Genomic DNA, 25,346 nt, shown 5'->3' with positions numbered 1-25,346 from the left:
CTCTAACAAAACATTACCTTGTCGGCCCATGTTCCGCTATCCGAACGAGAGGACGTTCCAGGAATCGGGCAGGCGCTGAGTCTTCAGGCTGGCCGATAGACTGAGCGCCGGAGCGTCGTTGCTAGCGGCCAGCAGCGGAATCGCACCGATGGCCATAATGGGATCAGACTGATCGGCTTTTGCCGTGATAACTCGTGTTAAAATGCCATTGACAAGTCCAAGAAATAGCAGCAATATCTTGTATCTGTTGAGAATTATTGGGGTACGCTATCTAGATCAGCGTGATCGAATTTAAGCCAAGCTACTTTTAGAACACTCCGTCCTATCTATGGAGCCAGCGGAATATGGGCGCTGTTTTCGCAAAGCTGTTGCCCTGGCATAGGCGCGCTAACCGTCTCATTCACATTGGACTGTACTCCGGATTCCTATTCATTCTCTTTGGTTGCGCGTCTGGTGCGACTGTTCACGAACATCCTGAATTTAAGAAGCGTATCGCAGCGGCTAAAACCACAATGCTGGCTCCTCCCGATGTGGTGGTTATTCGTGGCCCCTCTGAAAGCACCGGTACACATTTGCCGGAAGAGGCGGCGAAGTACGCTAAAAATCTGAGTAATTTGGTCGCTGCAGAGCTGTCCCACCGTGGATTCGAAGTAAAGCTTGAACCAGCCCAGGACCCTGCTGACAATAATCTGAATGATAACTTGGTTCGTACAACATCAATCGAGGCTCCAGAAGTCGCAGGGCTGGCAAAAAAAGTCGGGGCGAGTTGTATCATCTTCGCTAAACTCCGCGTGCTTAAGCGTTCTACCGGGGATATCTTGGCCGAAGGCGGACGAGCTCTTCTGATCGGCATGTTGACCGCTGGCTTGTTCGTACCCTATAAGGAACCGAGCGGTTGGGCCACACTGCAAGTGGAGCTTAGAGACGGAGTGACTGGTGAAGTGCTCTGGGGTAACCTAACCCACGAGACTAGCCTCTTCAGCCTTATTGAACCGGATTTTCTGGACAATCTGAATAAGATGGTAGCTGATCTGTTTAAACCGTTTCCGTTACAGGAGAGGCAGTAAATGACTCGTGTAAGCGAGAATACCAAGCGGGTGCTTGTATGGCTCGTTGCAATGGTGTGTTCTAGTTGCGCGCTGCAGCCCGCGATCCGCCCTGTGACTGATCCGACAATGCGATTTAGTGGAACCGGATATTCGGCACTACCGCCACAAGGAAAAGACTGGTACATCGTACACCACAGTCAAGATGCGGTTACCTTCAGCAAGGTCTCTCCTGAAAAGATGGAAAAGTATCATACCTTCGGTGCCGGGGTTATCGTAACGCCGTGGACAGCGAAGAACATTCATTCTCCAACGGAATTCCCGAAGGCTGTCGAAAAACTCTTTCTTGCCAATTTAACCCGAGGCCGCTTTCGCCTCATTAGTTTTAGGGTGGCGCCTTTCGGTTCCGGGGGAAGCTACTGTTCCCAATATGACAGCGTTTACGAGGAACGAGACAATCCAAAGGCACCTGGAGTTACCCTTGAAATGACAAATCACGGCTTTGTCTGTCTTGACTCATCTTCCAAATTCATGATCGATGTCGCTTATAGTGAGAGAAGCCCAAAGGGGAGTCGATCGTTTCTCGATGATGCTCTGAAACAGGAAGTTGAGGGATTTCTAAGAGATGTGGTAGTTACGCCGCTGCATTAGGATACATGCCTTCAGGGGGCGACTCCATTAATCAAGGCCCACCGCCGTAGGTTCGGTTAAGGAACGAAGCGTGAATTAATTACCTTGGTGGAATCACTGAAAGCCGTGATCAGTCGGCGAGAGTAAGCAGGTAGCTGGGATTCGTGTCACTCATCACGGTCTGCTGCCCCGTTATGAAGACGTAAAGATGGCTAAGTACGACGCGCTGCTCTCTCGGATTCTGCGGGGCGGCTGACTGCGATGCTCTGTGGTGCGGTGATCGTTTCGGCGCTCATGCTATGTGCTCCTCCCCGCCCTCTACTCTAATTGAAAGGGGGCAGGTGTCTCACTTATATTGACACAGAGGGCGGCGGAAATCTTGAACCTACAAGCCAGAGGACGCTACGCGAAACCGTATCAGGTTCGACAGGTGCGCGGGATGCTGGTAAAGTATCGTCTGGCTGGAGGTGAGTATGCGAAGTAAGAAGTAAGTGGAAGTACGAGATCATCATCTACTGGAGCGATGAGGATGAGGCCTACGTTGCTGAAGTGCCGGAGTTGCCGGGCTGTGCCGCTGATGGTGCCACTTACAAACAGGCCTTAGCGAACGTTGAGGTTATCATTGGCGAATGGATTGAGACCGCCCAGGAGCTCGGACGCACGGTCCCGAAACCTAAGGGACGGTTGATATATGCCTAACTCAGCGGCTGCAAGCGACGTCAGAAGAACCATCAGCCTCCAACTATAGTCCTCCGGAGGTCGTCGCCTATTTCAGGTCTACAGGCGAGGGCTGGCAGGCACGTATGGACAGGGTCCTTCGTCAGTATGCAGCGCGGCGAACCAGGGCCGCGTGAGTCGGTCAAGGTTGGGCTGTCCCATTGAAGTTTGCATAAGTAATGCAATACGAACCACATACCTATCCGTTCAGCCTGAGCCTGTCGAAGGCCTATCCGTTCATGGTTCGACGAGCTCACCACGAACGGAACGGAGGCGTCAATACCGTGCATTACCTATACAAGGATCAATAAGCATCAGTCTGCGGCCCATCTCGGGGCCATCTGGCATCTCAATGCCCCGCTGACCGTCCTAAGCCCGCTGGCCGTGCTGGGCGTGATGACGGTGTGGGTGTATCGACGCGTCCACTGAGCCCGTCGTTGCGCCCGGCACCCGTATCATCCACTGATCCCCCGTCACGAAACAACGATCTTCTCTGGAGTAGCGGCGTACCGTTGCACAGACCTCCCATCCGGAGGAGGACGGACGCACCCCGTAGACGTAATAGGCCGCACGCCGCTTGGCCTTGACTCTACGCGAGGAGGCGGAAGGGGCGCCCACGACAGGGATAGCGCCCGACCCGTTGGGCAGGTACCGCACGGACGAACGATGGGCATGTCCGTGCAACACCATCTCCGCGCCGTACCGGGCAAGCAGCCCCCTCAACGCGGCCCCGTCGGTGAGTCGTTTCCGCCAGCCGATCATGGCAGACAGAGGAGGATGGTGGATGAGGAGCATTCTGAACAGGCCCTGCCGGTGGGTCTGTTCGAGGACGTCGCCGAGTCTGTCTATCTGGGCGACCCCCAGACTTCCTGTCGCGAAAAAGGGGGCGGATGGACGTGCGGAGGTCGCGCCGATCAGTACGACCGGTCCTCGCTTACGTACACTGGGAAAGAGCGAACCGCCCGGCCCCTGTCGCGCATCGGTCTGCAGGCCGGGATCGGAGGCCATGTAGGGCGCCCACAGGGCGAGGGTATCCTGCCACGGGGTCCTGACGTAGGCGTCGTGGTTGCCCGGGACTACGGTGACATCGGTCGGTGAGCCAAGCATCTGCAGCCATTGTCCGGCTTGTCGACATTCACTGGGGAGGCCGAGATGGGTCAGGTCGCCCGTAATCACAATATGATCCGGCGCCAGCCCGCTCAGATCGTCGCAGAGGGCGGCCACGATCTCGGGTACGTACTCGTGACGGCGCTTCAGTCGCCAGGACAGATAACCCAGCGCACGCTTGTTAAGGAGATCGCGAATCTCGACGTCGACCGGTGACGTGAGATGGAGATCGGAGAGGTGGGCGACCGTGAAGACCTCGTTGTCCTGCTGAGACTGCTCAAACACCATACAAAAAGTATACCATAAGACCATCGCAGGGCGCAGCGGAAGCGCGTTGACTTTCACGCCAACTCTGGTATGGTGTCACCCGACCCGTCACAGCGATCGTGACGGCACCGGTACGCACAGCCATGCAGGGTTTCGCCATGACCGCGGCAGGAGGGTGGAACGCCATTGCATCATCAGTTTGGACTGGTCTGGGTAGCCCCATTCGCCCTGTTACTCCTGGCCATTGCGATCCTGCCGCTGCTGGTTCCCCACTGGTGGGAATCCAACCGCAATAAGGGGATCATCAGCGCCCTCTTCGCGTTCCCCGTCGTCGTGTACATCTTCTGGCTGGATCGTTCACGCCTCATCGAAACGGGGATTGAGTACGCAGCATTTATGGCTTTGCTGTTGGCCCTGTTTATCATCGCCGGCGGCATCTATCTGCGGGGGTCACTGCCCGGAACACCCGTGACCAACACCCTCGTTCTGGCGATGGGGGCGATCTTCTCAAATATTATCGGGACGACGGGCGCTTCGATGCTGCTGATTCGTCCGCTCATTCACGCGAACGAGCGGCGCCGGCATCAGGTCCATGTCGTCATCTTCTTCATTTTCATCGTCTCGAATATCGGCGGGATGCTGACCCCCCTCGGCGATCCGCCGCTCTTTCTCGGCTTTCTCCGAGGGGTGCCGTTCGAGTGGACGATCCGACTGCTGCCGCACTGGCTCACCATGATCACAACGCTGCTCGTGATCTTCTACGCATGGGATCGATGTCGATTTCGATCCGAGCGCACGACACGCGATGCGGCGACAAGGGCGGGGGTTGAGATAGGGAATAGGCTCCGTATTGAAGGGGGGGTGAACATCATACTCTTGCTGGGTGTGCTCACGGTCGCCTTTGTTATCGGGGGATTCGGCGCCCAGGTCGGTCTTCAGTCCGAGCATGCGCGCAAGGGGGGGCAGATAGTGGGAATGGGTATCCTTGCAGGCCTGTCCATGCTGCTGACACGCCGGGATACGCGCGCCGCCAACGGCTTTACCCTGTCCCCCATTGTGGAGGTGACCGTCATCTTCGCCGGGATCTTCGCGACGATGATCCCGGCGCTGGCGATTCTGGAATCACGCGGAGCCGAACTTGGGCTCACGCAGCCATGGCAGTTCTTTTGGGTAACGGGACTCCTGTCGAGCTTTCTCGATAACGCGCCGACCTATCTGACCTTTGCGTCGATGGCCAGCGGCCTGATGGGGACAGAATCGGCCCATCTTGACCGGCTTCTGCAGGCCGTTACCGATGACATGCGCGGCGAGACGCTCCTGACGGCGATCTCGGTCGGCGCCGTATCGATGGGGGCCAATACCTATATCGGCAACGGCCCGAACTTTATGGTCAAGGCGATCGCGGAGGAGGCCGGGGTGAAGATGCCCTCGTTCTTCGGGTACATCAAATACACCGTCGGCATCCTCCTGCCTCTCTTTCTCCTGGCGACCCTTGTCTTCTTCCGCTGATCGCGTTACCGCTATTCGTTGACGACAAAATGCGCCCGCCGGTTCCATTTCCACGCCGACTCATCGTGACCCGGAGCGAACGGGCGTTCTTTCCCGAAACTCACGATCTTGATGCGCTTGGCACCAATGCCCGCCGCCACCAGGTAATCCCCGGCCGCCTTGGCCCGTCGTTCCCCCAGGGCCAGATTATATTCCGCCGTCCCGCGTTCGTCACAGTGGCCTTCGATGGTGATCTGTGCGGTTGGATTGGCGTTGAACCACTGAAGGTTCTCGTGGAGACTGGTCATGGCGTCTCCGCTGATCGTCGATTTGTCGAAATCGAAGAAGATATCCCTGAGCGGTGACTCCTTCCCGGCCGTTGTCGGTTGTTGCGCGGATGGCGCCCCGGGCGCCGGCGGTTCCTGAATCGGTTGGGCAGGCTTCACCTTTTCCTCGGATTGAGCGGTGGGTGACGTCCCATCCATGCCGCCGAGATCCGCCCGTTTCGGGCAGCCGGTAAGCAGAAGTGTGACGGACACGAGCAATCCGATCGTCGAAATACTCTTGAGTCTCCACAATCTCTTCATCTGTCTCCCCCCCATCCGTACACGACGTTTCGAGGGACGGAGCGGCTCGCAGCGCCGGCCGCCTTACCCCTCATTCACGCTCCTAATACCCGATCGACGGCCTCCGATTCTCAGCCGGAACCGGAAACGATGACGATCGACATCTCATCGGACTCTTCCAAAACAGGGGTATCTATACCCCTCGCCTGCAGCCTTGTCAATCCCATTTCCGGCTTTTGTGCGGGACCCCGGACGATGAGCTATGCGTATTATTGCATCTGCAAATATTCTTATATCTATACTCTTTCGTCGTTCGTGTCAAGGACTCGACGTCAGATTTGCCTTCGCACTTTCCAAAGGCCTCACGATTTTGGGATACTAATTATAGAGAGGCCCTCCTGACCGTCGTCACCGTTCACGTACACGATTGAAGGGAGTACTTAATACCGATCAGGGTGAGGGACTAGAGGTGATCAGACTTCAGCGGGTATCAAAGACCTATTCGCTGGGTGCGGTTGAGGTACGGGCCCTGGATCGGGTGACGTTGACCATAGGGCCAGGGGAATTCGTCGCATTGGTGGGACCGAGCGGCTGCGGGAAGAGTACCCTTCTGAACCTGATGGCCGGGATTGATCGGCCGACCTCCGGCGAGGTGTGGCTGGACAGAGAGCGCCTGGATGATCTGCCAGACGATAGCCTCACGCGGCTTCGTCGAAGCCGGATCGGGATCGTCTATCAGTTCTTCAACCTGCTGCCGACGCTGACCGCCGGGGAAAACGTCGCTCTCCCCTTGCTGCTGGATGGCTTGCACCACGCCGAGATCGAAACGCGCGTCGAGCAGGGGCTGCGCCGGGTCGGTCTGACCCACCGCGCGGCGCACTGGCCTCATGAGCTGTCCGGCGGGGAACAGCAGCGGGTGGCGATCGCCCGGGCGATTGTCGCCGGGCCGCGTGTTGTCCTGGCCGACGAACCGACCGGAAACCTGGACTCGGTGGCGGGTGAGGCGATCCTGGATCTGCTTGATGAGTTGCATCGAGATCACGGACAGACGATTGTCCTGGCCACCCATAGTCAAGAGGCGATGCGGAGGGCCGGTCGGATCGTCTACCTTCGTGACGGACGACTGGCGGGACTCGAGGAATCCTGACGTGCATATCTGGTCGATCATACGACTCACCATCCTTCGCCATTTTTGGATAAGTCCAGTCAGGATGCTGGTGACCGTGACGGGCGTCGCCATCGGCATCGCCACCTTTACCGCAATCCAGGCAACCAACGAGAGTGTCCTGCGCTCGTTTACGCGGGCCATCGATCTGGTGGCCGGACGGACCACGATCGAGATCTCCGGCGGCGAACCGGGCATCGATGAACGGCTCCTGACGGCGGTGCAACGGATGGACGGGGTGTCGGCAGCCGCGCCGATTATGCACACGGTGGCGGCCGTTGCAGACTCGCCGGGCGAAGCGCTTCTCCTCATCGGGGTCGATCTGTTTGCCGAAGACCCGTTTCGGGAATACCGTCTGGCTGATGATGACCGTCCACCGACAATAGAGGAGTTGCTCAGTCCCGACGCCATTTTTGTCACGGCGACGTTCGCCGAAGCGCACGGACTGCAGAAGGGCGGACGCCTCACGCTTCTGGTCGGGCCGCGGCGACAGCGGTTCACCATCAGGGGACTGCTGGCCCCACATGGGCCGGCCCGCGCCTTTGACGGCAATATGGCGATCCTGGACATTGCCGCCGCCCAGGTGGCGTTCGGCAAGATCGGGCGACTTGATCGGATCGATGTGGTGACCGATGAACGGGTTTCGTTGGATGAGATCAGGGCGCGTCTGGCGACACGGCTTCCCCCGCATCTCAGCGTCCAACAACCGGATCGGCGAGGCCGCCAGGTGGAGAAGATGCTCCGGGCGTTTCGTCTCAACCTGACCGCCCTGAGCGCCATTGCGCTGCTGGTCAGTCTCTTTCTGGTCTACAATGCCGTCTCCCTTTCAGTCCTGGAGCGGCGGCGACAGATCGGGATCCTCCGTGCACTCGGACTCACGCGGGGCGCGGTGGCCGCGCTCTTTGCGACCGAAGGCATGGCGCTGGGACTCCTGGGCTCGCTGCTCGGCGTCGGCGGCGGGCTGCTGCTCGGCCGGGCGCTCCTTCAGACCGTCTCAACAACCGTGTCATCCCTCTATGCCTACCTCCGGGTAGAAGAGCTCGAGGTCGGTCCGGTCCTGCTGCTCACGGCGTTCGCGCTGGGAAGCGGCGGCGCGCTGCTGGCCTCCCTTGTGCCGGCCTGTGCGGCCGGCCGGATCGCGCCGAAGGACGCCATGCAGATCGGGTCCTTTGAAAAAACCTGGATACGCCATTCCCCGCTCGCCCTCCTGTGTGGTTTCGTACTGCTGACTGCCGCGTTCCTGCTGACTCGTCCCGGTCCGGTTGCCGGCGCGCCGCTTTTCGGCTATCTCTCCCTGGCCTGTCTTATCTTCGGGGTCGCGTGCTTTACCCCCCAACTCTTACGCCTGACCGGCGCAGGCATTCACGCCCTCTGCGGGGGAAGGCGGGCGCCCCTGCTCGTACTTGCGGCCGGCAACCTTTCGTCGCAGGTCGGCCGAGGTGCGGTGGCGGTCGCCGCCATGATGACCGCTATCGCCATGTTGGTTGGGCTGACCCTGATGATCGGCAGCTTCCGGCGGACGGTGGAGCTGTGGGTAGAACAGACGATCAGGGCGGACCTCATCGTATCGCCGGCTGCCCGCTTTATCAAGGGGAGCCAGGCCAGGCTTTCGGACAGTTTCATTGAGGGCGCGGCTCGGATTCCCGGCATCGCCGCCATTGACCCATTTATCGGCACACGGGTCGAACTATTGGGGCAAGAGGGTCTGTTCGCGGCGGGGGATTTCGAGGTACTCGCGCGTTACGGCAGACTGCTGTTCCGGAATGGGGAGTCGGCGACGATTCTTCGACGCGCAAAGGTTGAGGGAGGGATCATTATCTCGGAGAGCCTCGCGTTGTCCAGAGGGCTGACCGAGGGGGACCGGTTGCCTCTCGATCTCCCCTCAGGCCGGGTTCAGCTTCCGATTGCCGGGGTATTTTATGACTACTCAACCGACGGCGGCAAGGTGGTCATGGATCGAGATCTCTGGACCAGGGCGGGGGGCGAGAACGGAGCCGACATCCTGGCGATCTATCTTGAGCCACACGCCGACGAGGCCGCCGTGCGGCGACAGCTTCTGGCGCTGGCGGGGGAAAGCGGCGCGGTCGCGATCAACTCGAATCGAGCGCTGAAGGCCAGAGTCCTGGAGATCTTTGATAATACCTTTGCCGTGGCGCGCGCCCTGGAACTGATTGCGGTTCTGGTGGGCGTGCTCGGCGTCTTTAATGTGTTGTGGGCCTCGGTGTTGAGTCGTCGGCGGGAGATTGGTGTGCTGCGGTCGGTCGGGGCGACGAAGGCGCAGCTTGTGCGGATTATTCTGGGAGAAGCGGGACTCCTTGGCCTGTTGACCGAACTGCTCGGCTTGGCGGCCGGTATCGCGCTGTCGCTTATCCTGATTCACGTGATCAACAAGCAGTCGTTCGGCTGGACTATCCAGTTCCAGTTTTCCTGGTGGGTTGTGCTGAAGTCATCAATCATCGCACTCGGCACAGCCCTGCTGGCCGGCTATCTACCTGCGCGACAGGCGACGCGCCTGGACATCCCGGCGGCGGTCTCGTCTGAAGGGTAAGGCGCACAGGGTGAGGCGTGAGGGGTGAGGCGTGAGGAGAGTTCGTGAGAACACGGCCACGCGAGCGATCGTTGCGGTCGTGATGCTTTTCGACCTTTTCGTCGGGAGTGGCGCGATCGCCCGGCAAGCCTTCCGGCAGGCGCTTCCCGGCTATCGATTCGCCTTTCCGCGCGACCACGCCTCGCATCCCGATTACAAAACCGAGTGGTGGTACTATTCAGGCCATCTACAGACCGGCGACGGACAGCGGTTCGGTTATCAACTGACCTTCTTCCGGGTCGGCGTCGATCCGGCACTTCGGGGCGACAGCCGGTCCCGTTGGGCGGTCCGGGACCTGCACCTGGCTCACTTCGCCCTTTCGGACCTTACGCACCGCCGCTTTCACTATTGGGAGCGCCGAAGTCGCGGCGCCCTGGATTCGGCCGGCGCCTCAACAGGGGCGTTCAGAATCTGGAACGGCCCATGGGAGGCCAGTGGAGATGGAAAGATTCACCGCTTGACCGCAAGTGCAGAGGGGCATGCGATCGACCTCACCCTGACCCAGACAAAACCGCCCGCCATCCATGGTAGTGATGGCGTGAGTCAAAAAGCAGAAGGCCTGGGCCGCGCTTCCCACTACTACTCAGTTACCAAGATGGCCACTAAGGGCACGTTGACCTTTTCCGGAAAGCGGCAGGCCGTGACCGGCTCAACCTGGATGGATCACGAATTCGGGAGCAACCAGCTTACAGAATCGCAGATCGGGTGGGACTGGTTCGCGATCCAACTCGACGATGGCGCCGACCTGATGCTCTACCAGCTCCGACTGACGGATGGGCAACCAGACCCCCATTCCAGCGGCAGCCTGATCTATCCGGACGGGCGAGTCGAGCATCTGCCTCTGAACGCCTTTAAAATGACACCGCAAGAGGTCTGGCGGAGCCCGAAGAGTGGCGGCAAATACCCGATCCGGTGGCGGGTCCAGGTCCCCGGCCGACGCCTCGACCTGTCGGTGCAGGCCGCATTCCCTGATCAGGAGCTGGATACCCGCGGCAGCACCATGGTTACCTACTGGGAAGGGTCGGTCGCCATCTCGGGGACTGCGGGTGACCGGCCGATCGCCGGAGTCGGGTATCTCGAAATGACCGGCTACGCCGCCCCCTTCCGCCAGCCGCTGTGAAGGAAACCGGATGAGTTGTTCGTTGAGTCGGTCCTCGTACTTACTTGCGAAAGTTAGCACACATAAGCCGTCATGCCCGCGAAAGCGGGTATCCAGCAAAATCAATGGATTCCCGTTTGAGGACTGCGAGAATGACGTCACGGGTATTATCGCAATCAAGTATTGGTTATTCCTTCGGCTGCTCAGGAATTGGCGGGATCAATGGTGTCAAATCCTCAATCAGACGTGGGACGTGGTTGATAACAAGTTGCCACACGCGTTCGTGGTCGACATCGCCGTACTCGTGTACCATCACGTTTCTTTGAGCAATAATCTTCTGCCACGGGATCTCTGGGTGGGCGCTGCGGAAGGGACCGCTGATCCGTCGAGCCGCCTCGCCGATGATACTGATCTCACGCTCAACAGCCGCCTGAAGTTTTAAATCGACACGATACTGTTCATGCGTGACATCTCGAGCAAAACTCACGATCTTTTTCGCGGCCTCCAGCATATCCCAGAGGTAGGCGGGATCGCGGGTTTCACCCGACATAGACTACCTCCTTTGTCCTGAGGATCTCATAACGCCGGAACGGGTTGCGGAGACCTCTCTTTTCAGTCAGGTCAACCTTCCGACCCAATATCTGACCCAGCTCTTCTTGTATGTCCACCAGATCAAACAGGCTCCATTGGGCGTCTTCAGCAAATGTGACGAGGACATCCACGTCACTGTCAGGGCGGAAGTCGTCGCGAAGTACCGATCCGAATAAGGAAAGTTCGGTGATCTTCCACCGGCGGCAGAACTCAGCGATCTTGTCGCGATCGATCGGAATTTTGAGGTTCATGCGCAGGGCTCCTCGAAGACTTTACCAGGGTTCTCTATTACATCTTTGGCGATGGTTGATCGGATACCGCACAATCCGGCGTCGTTGCTAATTGCTGCGCCTTGTGATCTTGGTAACGCCTTTTTCGATCCTCTAGCAGTTCATCCCCCATCAAAAGTTCATTGATTTTCTGGGACGGAATCAGAATTGCGATGCCTGCATTAAGCGGCACTTTCGCTGTTCCTGGAAAATCTCCGGTGAACTTCACCTTTTTATCCAGATCATGGTGACCGTGTATCAATCCGAGAAGCTCAGGTCCTGCGCCACGGACCTTCAAACGATTTAGTTCCCGATCCGCTGGATAATATACAAAGACAGGACTGCCACTTTGTCCTCCCCAAGATTGCAATTCAAGAAGATAGGCATCCCCAAGAACAGGTTGACCGCTTTCTCCTGGATAGAGTTTGAGTGGAATTTGCTCATCTGGCATCAACGCAACGTGTCCAAATCTCACAATAGGTTGATTTCTCGTAACGCCGAAATACTTGCTGTACAAACCCACCGCGATGACATCATCGCCTACGCCGACCTTACGCTTTGCCACTATCTCTGTAGTGAGCAACATAGAACAAGGGAGTGGGAGCAAATCATAGTTTTTTTGTGGCAGGTTTACCGGAATTGCGGCAACATCCGTCGTAGGGTGGCAGAACCAACCACTGGCTTGAGTCTCTACGTCTTCAAATGCACCATCTTTCGTGTTCACGCGGACATAGAATCTGTCGTAAGGCCTCGCACTATCTATAACATGGCGTGCGGTAACCGCATAGATGAACGCACCCTCTTCAAATGGAACACACACAAAAAATACCGTGGCTTTCGGCGTCCTTTTTGCGATACGACTCTCTTGGTCGGTATCATCCACCAACACGAAGGCTACACATTTTTTGATTTGCTCGTCGATAAGCATTAGAGGTGATCCCCTTACCAGTAGAAACGAATATCATGCTGCGAGTGTAAGTGTAGGGCTCATACTAGCCCTTATTTCTTCATCGGCACCGTGACCAGCACCTCTTCGCCAAGCATGTCGATGACCTTGACGGCGACGGTCGTTTCGCCGTTCGGGGCAGGGATCCCGTACTTACCCGTCACAAGGTCGGTCTTTTTCTCCGGCACATCGGAAAGCGCCACATTGAAGACCTTGCCGTCGTAGGCTGGGTCGATCATCACGCAGTCCACCATCGCGCGCCAGTCATCGATCTTCGGTTTGAGAATCCCTGCCTGCTGTTCGAGCCGTTCAATGATCGTCGGGGAGATGAAGTCTTCGATCTCCACAACGATCTTGGGCGCGGCTAGCCGCGCCCCTACGCGCGTGATCTTGATCTTCGCGCGGGCCAGCTCGTGCCGGATGAACTTGCCGTACTTGGGATCGGTGCGAAGCTCAATGACGTCGATCTTGTTGACCTCGGGCTTGTGCAAGAATTCGTCTTTCTTCCGCTTACGAAGCCTGTTCCAGTCCTCGATCCAGGTCTTTGCGGCGAGTTCCATGCCTAAACAGACCAAGGTAACGGGTCGGTCTTCGTCGGGTCGGGCCTCCAGTTCGCGTTTGAGTTCCTCCAGATCGAGCGGCGTGAGGGGATGGCCGAAGGGAATGATCTTGACGAGGGATTTCCCCAGCGTACCGTCGAAGAAAGGGTCGGTTCTGGTGCGCTGGATGCCGATATGCTCGCAGGCCAGATTGACGGCCTCGTTGTGCTGGATCGCGAGATCGTAGTCGTTCACGCGCCAAACGGTAAACGCCATCTGCGCCGGCGACTTCTCACCCCCATCCCGGCCTTCCCCCGTCAAGGGGGACGAAGAACAATCCCCTCTCCCCTCGTGGGAGAGGGCGAGGGTGAGGGGGCTCTTCCGCCGCGTCTCGATCTGCTCGCCAATGATCGTCTGCAATCGCTTAGCCGTGATCTGGATCGCCCCCTTGTTGATGTCGCAGCCGATCCAGCGTCGGCCTAATTTCTGTGCCACAGCAGCCGTGGTCCCGGAGCCGATGAAGCAGTCAAGAACCAGATCACCGGTATTGGAAGACAATTCTATGATCCTCTCAATCAACTTGGGTGACTTCTCCGTAGGATAGTCAGTATGTGATTCAGTGTCCGGTACGTCGTACCACAGACTCTGAACGAGATCCCCGTCGTTTGGACGGACTTTGCGGCGCGGAATGTTGCCGGGCGCACTTTGTACCACCTCGCCCGCTTCGTATTTCCGCTGCATCTCCTCTTTAGTCCATTTCCAGGTTCTCAAGAAACTAAGAAATTCATAGGTGAGATTCGGACGGTCAACTTTGAAGTTCGTACAGTCTGCTAGAGCATACCGGCCCTGCTCATCTTCGTACGGGTAGCGCTCGAAGAGTACCCGCTCAGGGACTTCTTTGCGGAATTCATTCCATGTAAACTGATCGCCTTTTGAATAGTGGAAAAGCGTGTCGTGAATCGACCCAAGTGACCTCTTGACGTGGTGTTTGCCGCCACGCTGTTTCTCCCGAACGATCTCGTTGCGAAAGTGGTCGGCGCAGAAAACCTCGTCGAGGAGACATCGCAACAGGTAGCTTCTTGCTGCATCGCAGTGCAAGTAGATACTTCCATCCTCGGCCAGCAACTCCTTCAACAGCAACAACCGCTCATACATGAACTGGAGGTAGTTGTCGTTAGCCCAGATGTCGGTGTACTGGATCTGTTCGCCGATGGTATAGCTCTCGCCGTCGATCTTTGCCGTACCCTTGACGCCGCGCAGGGAAACCTTGCGGACGTAGTCGGCGCCGGAATCGAAAGGCGGGTCGATGTAGATCAGGTTCACCTTGCCGCGGAAGCCGTTGGCGAGCAGGTGCGCCAATACCTCTTTGTTGTCGCCATGGAAGAGGAGGCCGCCCTTCGGGTAAGTGGTGGGCCAGTCGCGCCAAATCGTTGAATCCTGTAGGGGCGCTGCTTGCTGCGCCCCGGGCCGGGCAAGCCCTGCCCCTACAGGGTCGAACGTTTCCACATGCTGAGCCGGGAAGGCCGTGACGTGCGACAGCGGTCGCTTGCCTACCCACGTGAGCATCGGCCGACCCTTGGCAGACGTGATCTTGACCTCCGTTTTCTTATCGCGGTCGATCGGGATTTTGGCGCTCATGCACAGGGCTCCTCGACGAACCTACGCACGATTCCCATCTCGTCGGCGGGAACGGTATCAGTGTCAGTGAAGATCATTTGATACTTCAGCCGGTCGGGATTCAGTGTTTCCCACTTTCGCAGTGCCATCGCCTTCCTGCCATTCTCGCCATCGACCGGATGCGCGCGGTCGTGCTCGCGCTTGATCTCCACGATGAAGACCCTGCCCGTTCCCGGTTGCCCGCCCCGTTTCGGTTTCTTTCGGACGATGAAATCGGGTGTGTAGCGATGCCACGTTCCCTTGTCGTCTTTGTACTCGATGAAGAAGTCGGTCTTGGCCGGATCGGTAAGCGCTCCGGTGAAATAGATATCCTCGACTTCAGAGGGATGCAGATTCATGTGCGCCAACACCTGCTCGAAGAAGCTTTTCTCAGGATTGGAGTCGAAATCGTACGGACTGTAGTGAAAGCCGAAATCGTGTCCGTTATTGCTCTTCATCGTTTCCCATGACAGCAGCAGGCGCTCGCGGTCTTTGGGGTAGATGATCTCGGCCGTATAGACCTCTATGCCGGAGCTGTCCGTATCCTTCGTGAAGCCATCGGGCTTCACCAGGGCCAGCGCAACTTCGACCCGTTCCTCGTGAACCTCGTAGAAGCGGGTCTGCTTTTCTAGCTGGCCGGCCAGGACCTCGATATGGACGGTCGGAATATCCGCCGTGCCATACAGCCGCCGAAGCTCATGGTAGATTTCCCATAGATCAAGTCTATACCGAGCCGCCAGGTCTACGGCGGCCGCATAGGGATCGGTTGCCTCCGGAGCCGCCTCCATCGTCACCGTGTCGCCCACTTGGCGCAATACGCTCAGCGTGGCTTGCTGGTCGGCCAGGGTATGGACGGTCTTCTTAAGCCGTCTATCGGCGCTGCGGGCGGGACGCTCAAGGCGCAACGGTTTGGCGACTTCCTCTTTCCTGACGACGGTGCGGACCCGTTGTGTGACGACGAGCGGCGGGAGATCGAGCTTGCGCAGGACGATGCGCGCGCTACGAGTCTCCTGCCCGGACCGGTTGAGGTCGGCGATGGTTTCCCCGTAGGTCTCTTGCAACTGCCGGTCGAGGACGCCGAAGTTGTCAGTAGAAAGATAGACGCGGGCCTTAGCGCTGTTGCCCGGAACCTGGCGCAGGCAGCGGGTAGCCGCCTGTAGGACAAAGTTATTGGAAGTCTTCAGCTTGCGAGCCAGCGCACACGCAAACAGACTGGGACAGTTCCACCCCTCGGTCCCTTTGTTCACCAGAAGGATGACCCGATGCGGGGCCATCGGATCATTCAGCCGGTTGAAGGCATCGATATCGGCCTGTTTAGTCATGGTCTCATCGGAGGTATTGACGAGACAGAGCGTCGGGCTCTGGCCCACCTTGACCAGCGCCTGGTCGACAATTGGCTTGAGTTCCTTGAGATCAGCGGTCTGGGGGAAGTAGAGGGCGAGCTTCGCGGGAGCGCCGTTCGGCAGATGCACATCGCCGTAGTCTCGAAAGAAATCCTCGATGACGTGGGCGACATACGTTTCGGCGTCGCCTGAGAAATCGTAAGCGTGGATATTGCCGGCCAGGTCCTTGAGGATACCGTCTTTGATACCGGCCGAAAGACCATACCAGATGACCACATCCCTTAATGGCTGCCGCTGGAAATAGGGGGTACCGGTCGTGTTGACTACACAGATCACGTTGGTGTTGGCAGCCAGATAATCAACTGTCTTGCGGACCTTTTTCAACTCGGTATCAAGCGACTGCCCATAGGTATGGTGGGCCTCGTCGGAAAAGACCGCCAGATGAGGGAGGCTGGCGATACCCTGGAGACGCAGGTTGGCGATTTCGGCGCGGGCCTCATCCTCCCGCCCAGCCGTGAACAGGTTGCCGATATCCGACTTCCGGATCGTCTCCTTCTGAATCCTGATCTTCTCGGTATTGGTCACGACAACATTGTAAAAGCTGCCTCGGATCACCGGCACGTCCTTCTCCCCGTCGCGTGTAAAGGTCAGCTTGACCGAGGCGGCAAACGGTTTGTGCAGGCGTGGCGGCAGGATTTTTTCGTACGGGATCTCGGCCAGTTCGCGTAAGGATTCGATGATTGTCTTACCTGGAGCAAAGACGAGGGCATTCTGCACAAAAGGGGCGTCAGGGTCGTGGCGGTATTCCAGCGCCATCGCGAACTCGGTCGCAATGATCGCGCCGATCAGAATGGTCTTTCCGGCCCCCATCGCCAAGGCAAGGATGTAGCTCGGGTAGTCAAGACTGAGCGTCTCGCGGAGCGATTCCAGCCGAAAATCGCGGACGAATCCGTCGTCCGTCTTGATCCGCGTCCAGAGGGCATTGATCCCCTCATCCAGGGCGAATTCTTTGATGCGAGGATTGTCAAGTCCAAGCGCATCGAGGAGTTCAGACTGCTTCTGGAAGAAGCGCCGGTATAGATCGCAAACGTGGGGAGTCCCTTCGACAAGCCGAAGATACCAGTAGGTCTCTAGCGCCTGAAGCTGTGGGCGGCGCAGGAAACGAAGGGTTTCGGTCTCGCCCTCGTATGCCCACTCAAGAATCTCGGCCAGCGCAGGATATGGCGGGACAGGATACCCGTCTCCTCGCCATTGGTCCACTCGCTGAGCAAGACGCTGGTGTAGGTGATTCCTCACTCCGAGCGTTCCCCCTCACCCTCGCCCTCTCCCCCAAATGGGGGCGAGGGGCAGTAATAAAAACGCCTCTGCCCCGAGTGCCTCACCCCATATCTCTGCTGAGGTCTACCTTATTCGTTGCCTGGAGTGCAAGCAAAAACTACGACGTATCGATGGGCCTATCACTGGCGGCTGGTTCGGGACCAGATACTGGCCAGGGCCGCGCCTGACAGGTTGTGCCAGATGCTGAAGAGGGCGCCGGGGAGCGCCGCGGCCGGCGAGAAGTATTTGACGGCCAGCGCCACGGCGAGCCCGGAATTTTGCATACCGACCTCAATGGCGATCGTTCGGCAGATGGTGGAATCGAGGCCGAGCGCTTTTGGCGCGAGATATCCGCCGGTCAGCCCCACAAGGTTGTGCAGGACCACGGCGATGATGACCGGGAGTGCCAGCGCAGAAAGCTGCGGCTGATTCAGTGCAACAATCGCCCCGATGATGAGGATGATGCCGGCGATTGATATGAGCGGGAACACCCGCTTGATCCCTCCGAGTCGATACCCCCAAAGGGTATTCACAACGACGCCGCACGCCACTGGCAACAGGATGATGTTGAGGATGCTAAGCAGCATATCGCCGGTCGGCACAGCCACCAACTGTCCGACGTACAACCAGGTGAGCAACGGCGTCATTACCACGGCCAGCATGGTTGAGAGGGAGGTCAAAGTGATGGAGAGCGCTACATCGCCCCTGGCCAGATAGGTAATCACGTTCGATGCGGTCCCACCCGGCGCCGCACCCACCAGCACAACCCCCACCGCCAGAGGTAGCGGCAGGGAGAGCAGCCGGGTCAACAGCCATCCGATCAGCGGCATCAAGAGAAACTGCAGCACCACGCCCAGGGCGACGATGGCGGGCCGCTTGAGGATGGCTGTGAAATCGCTCGGCATCAGCGTCACGCCCATGCCGAACATGACCACTCCCAACAACGGGACGATGGCCCATTTGAGCGGCATCAGCAACCCGGGATAGATGACGGCGACAGCCGAAATGAGGACCGCCCAGAGTGGGAAGAGTCCGGTTACGCGATCCATACCGATCGGCAGATCTAGCCCAGGTCGGGGATCGGCTGCCTCAGGACCCCGAGGCGGCACAGGGCAAAGTCGTATTTGACCGGGTCCTCGGGATCGAAGGCACGGAGTCGCCACGTAACCTCTTTGGCCATCCGCCAATTGGGCTGTGTGATCCTGGTCAGGCCAAGTTGTCGGGCGATCCGCGCGACATGCGTGTCGAGCGGCACGATCAGCTTGGCCGGCGAGACCTCCGTCCAGATGCCGAAATCGATCCCGTCCCCGCGGCGCACCATCCAGCGCAGGAACAGATTGAGGCGCTTACACGCGCTCCCCTGATGCGGCGAGGGGAAGAAAAAGCGGACACCGGCCTTCGACGGGAGTGCGCCGGAAGGATAGAACGGCGAGACGTCCAGCGACAGCATCCGGTCGACAAAGCTGGTCAGGGCCGGTCCGATGTCGTCGTGCGTGGGATCGTACCCCTTGAGAAAGAATGTCTGCAGTGATCCCGCCGTCGCGATGGCTTGATTGAGCAGATAGCACAGCAACGCCAGATCGATACCCGAATTGAAACGGTGGACGACGTGTTGCAGGCGCGCTGACTCCCGGTCGGGATCGAATCGTCGAACGAACCTGGCTGGGCTTTTGCCCATCGCATCGAGCGCTGCCGTGGCACTGCGGTGGATCTGCTTGACGTTACCATAGGCCAGGGAGGCCGTGACGAAGGCCGCGATTTCCCGATCTTCCGGACTGACATATCGGTGCGGAATACCGAGGGCGCTGGTCGAGAGGTATGCAGGCCGGCTGTAGCGGTGGTAGAGTTCCTCCAGGAGTTGCTTGAGTTGCGCGTGGGAGCGCATCATAGCCATGACGACGACCTACTCCTTGCCGTTCAGCTCCTTGGCCTGAAACCCGATGGCATACGGACAATGAATCGGCGCCCGCTCGATGACACCATTCGTCTTGTGGTATCCGGCAATTCGGATGTTGTACCCGTTGATGCTGCCCGACAGACCGCCGCGCCGCACGTAGCTCCACCGCTGCTGCCGCGCCGAATCGTTGATGGCGACCACTATAGCGATATGTCCATCCTTGAAGAAATCCCGATCCACCTTGCTCAGCGTGGTCGTCGCCCGAAAGGTGCCGTACATCGGATGCGAGTGGTAGTCGCCGACACACTCCCAGCGCGAGGTACTCCGGACGGCTCCCTCGACCCGCTGACTTCGCATCAGATCGACGTGTACCTCACGGAACTTCCGATTGGCCGTCTGGTACGGGACGACGAAATCGACGAGGATTCGGTCTTGTGTGGCCTGCCCGAGGAGGACGCCAAAGCACTCCTTTCGGTAGACCTCAATGGTCGAGACCAACAGTCCGACGAAGGCATTTTCACTCAGATAAAGGTCCATCACTCTCAACCATCATATCGAGACTGCGTAAGAAGGGTAGGTCCGGCTATCATCATGACAGGAAAGTCTTTTCTTGCGGTACCCCGAACGGTAAAAGGCTCTCGCTCTTGGTGGTATCCCGGAAGATCGTTCCCTGAAATGCGTTCGCGCAGAGAAGGAGCCGTCCGATGCCTCTTGGTGGAGACCGAAGGTCTGCTACGCCACGGCAACTTTAAGAACCGGCAGCCTCGCCGGATGCACAACAAAGATAGCCCGCCTCGTAGGACGAGGCAAGCCTAAAAAAACGGCAGCCCCGCCCGGTCAACTTCTGTCGCCTCACCGTTGGTTTTATCACCCCAAGCTCGCCAGACGCCTAATTAGTCCAATTATTTCACCATGTTATAGGTATCACTGTGTCCGTTGAAAAGCAAAGCGCCACTCTTAAAGAGATTGGCGCAGTTGGAGTAGCTCTCACTTCTCGGCATCGGTCGGGTCGCAGGCTTCTTTCGGTGGGCGGGCTATAGTCACGCGGCGAGAGCTTCGTTGAGCGACTGCGTCAGTTCTGGCGCGGCACGTCGAAGCGCGGCATCTTCCGTGACCAGCTTTACCCCCAGTTCCTGAGCCGCTACGAGGAAGCGGGCGTCATAGACTGACACCTTATAGGTCATTGCGACGGATAAGGCATGACGGTGGGTGACGATAGTCAATCCCGGGCTCAGCAAGGCTTCGGCCTCGTCGAACCGCGCAAGCGCTTCCCGTTCGCTGGTCAGCCCCACACGCACGTAGGTCGCCATCACGTTAGCAAATTCTATCAACGCGAAGGACTCGGTACACCAATCCGGATCCCTTTCCAGGAGCCGGCGCGCCGAATCCGTCCACTCATTCTCGACCCACAATGAGATCGCGATGTTGGTATCGATGAACACCATCGGCGACGACGCTCAGTCGCGCCCTTCGGCGATAGCGGTTTCAATGTCCTCAACGGTCGGACGGTAGCCACCGGCCAGCTTCAGCGGCGGAGACAGCTTTGGAGGCCGGCGGGGGGCCGCGAGCATGGATTCGATCAGGCTCACCACCTCCTTGGTGACGGAACGATGGTGGCGCTGTGCCTGCGCCTTCAACCGCGCGTGCAATTCTTCGGGAAAGTTCTTAATGACCAACGTGCTCATGGACTATCCCTCCAATGAGGTAGCATATTACTGCCATTAGTATAGCATAGAGCTTCTAACCAATGACGGCTATTGCTGAGGCTTATCGCTACATATAGTCGTGCCCTGATGTACAGGGATCATGTGGAAGGGGTTCGAGGAGCGACCAGGCTTCGGGATCGGGTATGAAGGATCGGGACTACACCGTCGTGTAGAGGCTGCAGAACTCCTCGTCCGTGAGTTGGTCGAGTTTGGAGAAGTCGATGTCGTTGGAGGCGCGGCCCGGGTACTTGGTGCCGATCTTAATCTCGAAAACCTCCTCAAACTTTTCGGTCTTGACCATGGTGACGGCATTCCAGGCATCCCGCGCGCAGGCTTGGGCGCACTTGTCGCAGCCGATACACTCATCGAACCGGATCTGGACCGGCGGCACAAAGGCATGGACGCTCCGGTCGTACCCATGCATCTTGACCTGCTCTGGCGTCAGGTGCGAGATGCAGTCCACTGGACAGACCGACTGGCATGGCGTCACCCACTCCCCCGGCTTGACCTCATGGCCGCTGCACCCGGAGCAGTTGGCCGGATCGACCAGCGCAATCCAGGCCGGCTTGGCCCGCTTCTGGCCGATCTTATCCGGGTATTGATCGGTATCGACCAGGCCGTCACCGTCTTTATCCTCCGGGCTGCGGTGCAGATCGATGGTCTTCTGCCGAATCTTCTCAACGAGCTGCGCCCGCTCCTCCGCGAGCGCCTTGTACGCTGCACGCTTCTCCTTCCAGGTATCGTACCCGTCAAGGCGCAGAAGCCACCTGTAGCCATTCTGCTTCCAGAACTCCGCCCGCTTCAGCCGGTTCGTCTCCAGTTGCGCCTCCAGCGCCGCCTTCTCCTTCTGGCGAGTCTCCAGCGTCCGCTGATAGCTGTCGGCGCGTCGCTGATCCCGTTTGTGCGGCGGGATATACCCCGGCAGCGCATGTTCAGATTTTGTCAGCAGTTCGGGCACCATTGTAAACTCCCCGTTTTCTCCGGACGCCTCAGGCTACCTGCTTAGCCGATCTACGTCAAGCGGATCGAGGCGCGCCACCGCCTGATAGATCGGGACGACGTCGTCGAGCGGAGGCCAAGGGAGCACGCCGAGCGAGTCCCCGACGTAGGCTGGGGTGCGCATGCCGTTCAGGACGCAGCTCACACCTTTGGTGCTGGTCAAGGCCCACAGTGCCTTCCTGGACAGACTTTCGCCTCGTTGCGCCTCGGGGAGGAGCGGATCAATGGCCGCCGAGATCGCGTCCGCGATGCGCCGGCTTGGGGTCGCCGCCAGGCGGATCATCCTGTTGCCGACAATGGCGTTGAGCGGCCGGTTGACCAGGACGCCGATCCCTGCCGCCGATGCGGCCTCGAGCACCGTCTGCCGGTTATCCGGCCCGTTATTGCGCACGAGCAGCCCCCCCGCCTCGAACAGGTTCATCGGAAGCTGGAGAATCCGGAAGTGGTGGGCCGGTCCGCCCGCTTCTTGCGCTGCGTGGAACATCCGAGTCAAGGAGGTCGCCTCGGGATCCGTGGCAGACGAGACGGCGGTGTTCGAGGAGACACCATACCATCGGATTGTGCCGGCGGCCACCTGGGTCTCAAGGAAGGCGAACGCCTCGCGCAACCGCCGGTAAAACTCGTCCCGAGCCGCCTGGAGATCGCTGCGTCTATGGTGCATGATATCGGCGAGAAAATACTCGGGGTTGTGCAGCAGGCAGACATCCAGGGTATCAAGCTGCAGCCGCGTCAGTGATCGCTCCAACTGATCGCGCAGGAACTCCGGATGGATGCAGTGCCAACAGCCGTCCATATATTTGACCATCTCGGGGAACGGCGTTCCCGCCGCTTCCCGCTGCTGAGCCAGCTCCAGATTCTGCCCTTGCACGTAGCCGATCTTGGAGACCACAATCACCTCCTCGCGGCGCAGTGTGCCGATCCGCGCCAGCTCGCCGAGCGCGGCCCCGACACACCGCTCGCTGCCGCCATCTGTGTAGTTCGCGGAGGTGTCGACCAAGTTACAGCCTCCGAGCAACGCCTTCTTCAGGGCCTCGTAGTGCTCGCGGGTCTCGTCGTCGATCCGGTATCCGCCGAAGCCCAGCCTACCGGCAATCAGGCCGGTCGAGCCGAGCATCGTAGAGCCCGCTGAGGCAAAGCGGGCGCCGTACGCACCCGTGCCGGCTTCAGTCGCGTGACCGGTCAGGATTGGTCCGACGACCGACCGGTGACCGCCTGCTGAGGGCTGTGCGGGCAGGGTGAGGGCGGCGATGACCTGAGCGGTGTCGGTGATCGGGGCCTGACAGGTGGAGTCCCGGCAGATGTAGAGCGTCGCGCGGCCATCCACCAATCCTTTCCCCTTCACCAGGGGGAAATCGGGTGACTCTCCGGCAGTCGGATCGTGGTATGCCATGATCCGATTAGGTACGTAGTGGCGCGCAATCTCCAGGCGCAGGGCCTCATATCCCGCCTCTCCCGGAGTGCCGATCAGGGTCAGCTCCACCGGCCCCTCCAGGAGGAGATCTGCGACCGCGAGACTCTTGGCAAAGGCGTGCGGATAGAGGGCGATCTGTTTGCCGTAGGCCGCAATGCCGCGCTCGGCCGCGCGGCGCAGGTCGTTGCGCGCAAGCTGGAACGAGAGGCGTGCCAGCGCCGAGGCTGCCACGGCATTACCGCTGGGGACGGCACCATCGGTCCCTTCCCGATGGCGCAGGATCAGCGACTCGTGATCGCGCGACGTGGTACAAAAGGCGCCGCTTGCCTCATCGACGAAATCGACCAGCAGGCGATCGGCCAGCCGGCCGGCCTCGCGGAGATAGCGAGTCTCGCTTCCTGCCTCGTACAGGTCGATCAGTCCCTCGCAGAGACACGCATAGTCCTCCAGGTAGGCGTTCAGATGCGCCACGCCGCTCCGGTAGGTCCGCAGTAGCCTGCCGTCCTGTCCGACCAGGGTCCTGAGCAGGAAGTCGGCCGCGCGAACGGCAGCGTCAAGGTACCGCCGCTCACTCAGGATACGGGATCCTTCGGCCATGGCGCTGATCATCAGCCCATTCCAGGCCGTCAGGATCTTGTCGTCCAGGCCGGGCGGCACGCGTTGTCGCCGGGCTCCATAGAGCCTACACCGCGCCCGGCCGAGTGCCGCGTGCAACCCCTCGACGCTCATCCCACATTTTGTGGCCACCTGCGCGGCTGTGCGCCGAACATTGGGAATCGACTTGCCCTCCCAGTTGCCGCTCTCTGTGATGTCATAGTAGGTGCAGAAGACACGCGCCTCTTCCCCATCCAGGACCGCTTCGATCTCGGCCGGCGTCCAGACGTAGAACTTCCCCTCCTCGCCCTCGGAATCGGCGTCCGTGGCGGAGAAAAATCCTCCCTCCGGGGCGGTCATCTCACGCAAGATATAATCAAGAGCGTCGGCTGCGATCCACCGATAGAACGGATCGCCGGTCACCTGAAACGCCTCCAGATAGGTCCTGGCCAGGAGCGCATTGTCGTAGAGCATCTTCTCAAAGTGGGGGACCAGCCAGCGCTCATCGGTCGAGTAGCGGTGAAATCCGCCGCCGATCTGGTCGTAGATCCCTCCCCGGGCCATCGCATCCAGCGTCGTCCGGACCATCTGCAGGACATGGGCATCGCCGGTGCGCCGATGATGGCGCAGCAAGAGCGATAGGGCGGTCGCGGCCGGGAACTTGGGCGCGGAGCCGAATCCGCCGAATGTGGGATCGAATGTTGAGGCGAAGTGGGCGACGGCGGCCGCAATCTCGGCCCATCCTACCGGCGCAGATAGGGATGGGCTGGTACTCTCGCGCAAGTAGGTGGTGATCTCGGCCGACTGAGTCCGAAGGTCATCGGGATGCTCACGCCAGGCCTGCGCAATCCGCGCAAGGATCGTCGGGAACCCGGCCCGCCCGAACCCGTCCCGCGGCGGGAAGTAGGTCCCCGCGAAGAACGGCTGCAGGTCCGGGGTCAGAAAGACCGTCATCGGCCACCCGCCCTGCCCCTGGTTCATGGCCACCGTAGCCGCCATATAGATGGCGTCGATGTCTGGTCGCTCCTCCCGATCGACCTTGACGCAGACGAAGTGCCGATTCATCAGCTCGGCGATCGCCTCGCTTTCGAACGACTCATGCGCCATCACGTGACACCAGTGACAGGCCGAGTATCCGATGCTGAGCAGGATCGGGCGATTCTCCTCCTTCGCCCGGCGAAGCGCCTCCTCCCCCCACGGGTACCAGTCCACCGGGTTATGCGCGTGCTGCAGCAGGTACGGGCTGGTCTCGCGGATCAGCCGATTGGTATGCCGGGGTTGCGTCTCCTGGCTCATGCTCGATCACCCCCCTCCACTATCTCCTGATTCGACCTTAACTGAGGGGCAACGGTGTGTCAAGCAGCACGCATACAGAGTGATTGACATACAGGACCTGCTTGCATACA

The 25,346-nt window shown here is 59.3% G+C and carries 22 protein-coding genes and 1 pseudogene; 9 read left to right on the top strand and 14 right to left on the bottom strand.

Translation table 11 applies throughout. From position 1 onward, the window contains the following. Window positions 1-344 precede the first annotated feature (344 nt). The 5 genes and pseudogenes from C3F12_04030 to C3F12_04010 all read left to right on the top strand — a co-directional run bounded on the left by C3F12_04030 (window position 345) and on the right by C3F12_04010 (window position 2,530). Window positions 345-1,067, top strand: coding sequence for a hypothetical protein (locus C3F12_04030; GenBank protein PWB47160.1), 723 nt, complete (start codon window positions 345-347; stop codon window positions 1,065-1,067). Further along, on the top strand, window positions 1,068-1,697 hold the full coding sequence (locus C3F12_04025; GenBank protein PWB47159.1) for a hypothetical protein: 630 nt from the start codon (window positions 1,068-1,070) through the stop codon (window positions 1,695-1,697). Window positions 1,698-2,043: 346 nt separating this feature from the next. Continuing rightward, window positions 2,044-2,160: pseudogene (locus C3F12_04020) on the top strand (toxin HicA). A gap of 20 nt (window positions 2,161-2,180) precedes the next feature. After that, window positions 2,181-2,375 carry a hypothetical protein gene (locus tag C3F12_04015; GenBank protein ID PWB47158.1) on the top strand — a complete coding sequence of 65 codons (195 nt, stop codon included), beginning with the start codon at window positions 2,181-2,183 and terminating at the stop codon, window positions 2,373-2,375. Next, window positions 2,366-2,530 (top strand): hypothetical protein, encoded by a 165-nt coding sequence (locus C3F12_04010; GenBank protein PWB47581.1) that lies wholly within the window; start codon window positions 2,366-2,368, stop codon window positions 2,528-2,530. Before C3F12_04015 ends, C3F12_04010 begins: the two co-directional genes overlap by 10 nt. 232 nt (window positions 2,531-2,762) lie before the next feature. Here the strand turns inward: C3F12_04010 and C3F12_04005 are convergent, their stop codons facing one another. Then, window positions 2,763-3,845 (bottom strand): metallophosphoesterase, encoded by a 1,083-nt coding sequence (locus C3F12_04005; protein ID PWB47157.1) that lies wholly within the window; start codon window positions 3,843-3,845, stop codon window positions 2,763-2,765. A gap of 108 nt (window positions 3,846-3,953) precedes the next feature. Between C3F12_04005 and C3F12_04000 the strand changes: the two genes are divergently transcribed. Then, a complete protein-coding gene (locus C3F12_04000) occupies window positions 3,954-5,276 on the top strand; it encodes a sodium:proton antiporter (protein PWB47156.1) in 1,323 nt (440 codons plus the stop codon). An 11-nt stretch (window positions 5,277-5,287) separates the two neighbouring features. Here the strand turns inward: C3F12_04000 and pal are convergent, their stop codons facing one another. Next, window positions 5,288-5,857: a peptidoglycan-associated lipoprotein Pal gene (pal, locus tag C3F12_03995; protein ID PWB47155.1), complete on the bottom strand. Its 570-nt coding sequence runs from the start codon at window positions 5,855-5,857 to the stop codon at window positions 5,288-5,290. Between the two features lie 433 nt (window positions 5,858-6,290). On the opposite strand from pal, the gene C3F12_03990 reads away from it, so the two are divergent. From C3F12_03990 to C3F12_03980, 3 genes are all read left to right on the top strand, one after another. Continuing rightward, window positions 6,291-6,968 (top strand): lipoprotein-releasing system ATP-binding protein LolD, encoded by a 678-nt coding sequence (locus C3F12_03990; protein PWB47154.1) that lies wholly within the window; start codon window positions 6,291-6,293, stop codon window positions 6,966-6,968. Window position 6,969: 1 nt separating this feature from the next. Then, on the top strand, window positions 6,970-9,534 hold the full coding sequence (locus C3F12_03985; GenBank protein PWB47153.1) for a hypothetical protein: 2,565 nt from the start codon (window positions 6,970-6,972) through the stop codon (window positions 9,532-9,534). Between the two features lie 82 nt (window positions 9,535-9,616). Further along, window positions 9,617-10,693 carry a carotenoid 1,2-hydratase gene (locus C3F12_03980; GenBank protein ID PWB47580.1) on the top strand — a complete coding sequence of 359 codons (1,077 nt, stop codon included), beginning with the start codon at window positions 9,617-9,619 and terminating at the stop codon, window positions 10,691-10,693. Between the two features lie 166 nt (window positions 10,694-10,859). Here C3F12_03980 and C3F12_03975 read toward each other — a convergent pair whose 3' ends face one another. The 12 genes from C3F12_03975 to C3F12_03920 form a co-directional block, all read right to left on the bottom strand. Further along, entirely contained in the window at window positions 10,860-11,222 is a 363-nt protein-coding gene (locus C3F12_03975; GenBank protein ID PWB47152.1) for a DUF86 domain-containing protein, read from the bottom strand. After that, a complete protein-coding gene (locus C3F12_03970) occupies window positions 11,212-11,514 on the bottom strand; it encodes a DNA polymerase subunit beta (GenBank protein ID PWB47151.1) in 303 nt (100 codons plus the stop codon). The genes C3F12_03975 and C3F12_03970 overlap by 11 nt, the downstream gene beginning before the upstream one ends. 37 nt (window positions 11,515-11,551) lie before the next feature. Beyond that, the gene (locus C3F12_03965) at window positions 11,552-12,460 is read right to left on the bottom strand and encodes a hypothetical protein (GenBank protein PWB47150.1); all 909 of its coding nucleotides are present in this window, start codon (window positions 12,458-12,460) and stop codon (window positions 11,552-11,554) included. A 71-nt stretch (window positions 12,461-12,531) separates the two neighbouring features. After that, on the bottom strand, window positions 12,532-14,655 hold the full coding sequence (locus C3F12_03960) for a restriction endonuclease subunit M (GenBank protein PWB47149.1): 2,124 nt from the start codon (window positions 14,653-14,655) through the stop codon (window positions 12,532-12,534). Further along, complete coding sequence (locus C3F12_03955) at window positions 14,652-17,312, bottom strand: restriction endonuclease subunit R (GenBank protein PWB47148.1); 2,661 nt, start codon at window positions 17,310-17,312, stop codon at window positions 14,652-14,654. Before C3F12_03955 ends, C3F12_03960 begins: the two co-directional genes overlap by 4 nt. Window positions 17,313-17,473: 161 nt before the next feature. Next, window positions 17,474-18,382, bottom strand: a complete 909-nt coding sequence (locus C3F12_03950) for a bile acid:sodium symporter (GenBank protein ID PWB47579.1) — start codon at window positions 18,380-18,382, stop codon at window positions 17,474-17,476. 14 nt (window positions 18,383-18,396) lie between these two features. After that, window positions 18,397-19,227 (bottom strand): TIGR02757 family protein, encoded by an 831-nt coding sequence (locus C3F12_03945; protein ID PWB47147.1) that lies wholly within the window; start codon window positions 19,225-19,227, stop codon window positions 18,397-18,399. Window positions 19,228-19,236: 9 nt separating this feature from the next. Continuing rightward, window positions 19,237-19,767: a hypothetical protein gene (locus C3F12_03940; GenBank protein ID PWB47146.1), complete on the bottom strand. Its 531-nt coding sequence runs from the start codon at window positions 19,765-19,767 to the stop codon at window positions 19,237-19,239. 503 nt (window positions 19,768-20,270) lie between these two features. Continuing rightward, complete coding sequence (locus C3F12_03935; GenBank protein PWB47145.1) at window positions 20,271-20,675, bottom strand: hypothetical protein; 405 nt, start codon at window positions 20,673-20,675, stop codon at window positions 20,271-20,273. A 12-nt stretch (window positions 20,676-20,687) separates the two neighbouring features. After that, a complete protein-coding gene (locus C3F12_03930; protein ID PWB47144.1) occupies window positions 20,688-20,915 on the bottom strand; it encodes a hypothetical protein in 228 nt (75 codons plus the stop codon). A 178-nt stretch (window positions 20,916-21,093) separates the two neighbouring features. After that, on the bottom strand, window positions 21,094-21,897 hold the full coding sequence (locus C3F12_03925) for a hypothetical protein (GenBank protein PWB47143.1): 804 nt from the start codon (window positions 21,895-21,897) through the stop codon (window positions 21,094-21,096). Between the two features lie 33 nt (window positions 21,898-21,930). Then, window positions 21,931-25,236, bottom strand: a complete 3,306-nt coding sequence (locus tag C3F12_03920) for a hypothetical protein (GenBank protein PWB47142.1) — start codon at window positions 25,234-25,236, stop codon at window positions 21,931-21,933. Window positions 25,237-25,346 lie beyond the last annotated feature (110 nt).

It is taken from the genome of Candidatus Methylomirabilota bacterium, assembly GCA_003104975.1.
Taxonomy (GTDB): Bacteria; Methylomirabilota; Methylomirabilia; order Methylomirabilales; family Methylomirabilaceae; genus Methylomirabilis.
This window is presented reverse-complemented; position numbering and strand designations above follow the sequence as displayed.

What these genes read in the sequence shown, in the direction of transcription:
- C3F12_03925 (PWB47143.1), bottom strand. Translation starts at nt 21,897, where the DNA reads ATGGTGCCCGAACTGCTGACAAAATCTGAACATGCGCTGCCGGGGTAT.
- C3F12_03940 (PWB47146.1), bottom strand. Translation starts at nt 19,767, where the DNA reads ATGGACCTTTATCTGAGTGAAAATGCCTTCGTCGGACTGTTGGTCTCG.
- C3F12_03930 (PWB47144.1), bottom strand. Translation starts at nt 20,915, where the DNA reads ATGAGCACGTTGGTCATTAAGAACTTTCCCGAAGAATTGCACGCGCGG.
- C3F12_03970 (PWB47151.1), bottom strand. Translation starts at nt 11,514, where the DNA reads ATGAACCTCAAAATTCCGATCGATCGCGACAAGATCGCTGAGTTCTGC.
- pal (PWB47155.1), bottom strand. Translation starts at nt 5,857, where the DNA reads ATGGGGGGGAGACAGATGAAGAGATTGTGGAGACTCAAGAGTATTTCG.
- C3F12_03965 (PWB47150.1), bottom strand. Translation starts at nt 12,460, where the DNA reads ATGCTTATCGACGAGCAAATCAAAAAATGTGTAGCCTTCGTGTTGGTG.
- C3F12_03950 (PWB47579.1), bottom strand. Translation starts at nt 18,382, where the DNA reads ATGGATCGCGTAACCGGACTCTTCCCACTCTGGGCGGTCCTCATTTCG.
- C3F12_03945 (PWB47147.1), bottom strand. Translation starts at nt 19,227, where the DNA reads ATGGCTATGATGCGCTCCCACGCGCAACTCAAGCAACTCCTGGAGGAA.
- C3F12_03975 (PWB47152.1), bottom strand. Translation starts at nt 11,222, where the DNA reads ATGTCGGGTGAAACCCGCGATCCCGCCTACCTCTGGGATATGCTGGAG.
- C3F12_04030 (PWB47160.1), top strand. Translation starts at nt 345, where the DNA reads ATGGGCGCTGTTTTCGCAAAGCTGTTGCCCTGGCATAGGCGCGCTAAC.
- C3F12_03960 (PWB47149.1), bottom strand. Translation starts at nt 14,655, where the DNA reads ATGAGCGCCAAAATCCCGATCGACCGCGATAAGAAAACGGAGGTCAAG.
- C3F12_03920 (PWB47142.1), bottom strand. Translation starts at nt 25,236, where the DNA reads ATGAGCCAGGAGACGCAACCCCGGCATACCAATCGGCTGATCCGCGAG.
- C3F12_03935 (PWB47145.1), bottom strand. Translation starts at nt 20,675, where the DNA reads ATGGTGTTCATCGATACCAACATCGCGATCTCATTGTGGGTCGAGAAT.
- C3F12_03980 (PWB47580.1), top strand. Translation starts at nt 9,617, where the DNA reads ATGCTTTTCGACCTTTTCGTCGGGAGTGGCGCGATCGCCCGGCAAGCC.
- C3F12_04025 (PWB47159.1), top strand. Translation starts at nt 1,068, where the DNA reads ATGACTCGTGTAAGCGAGAATACCAAGCGGGTGCTTGTATGGCTCGTT.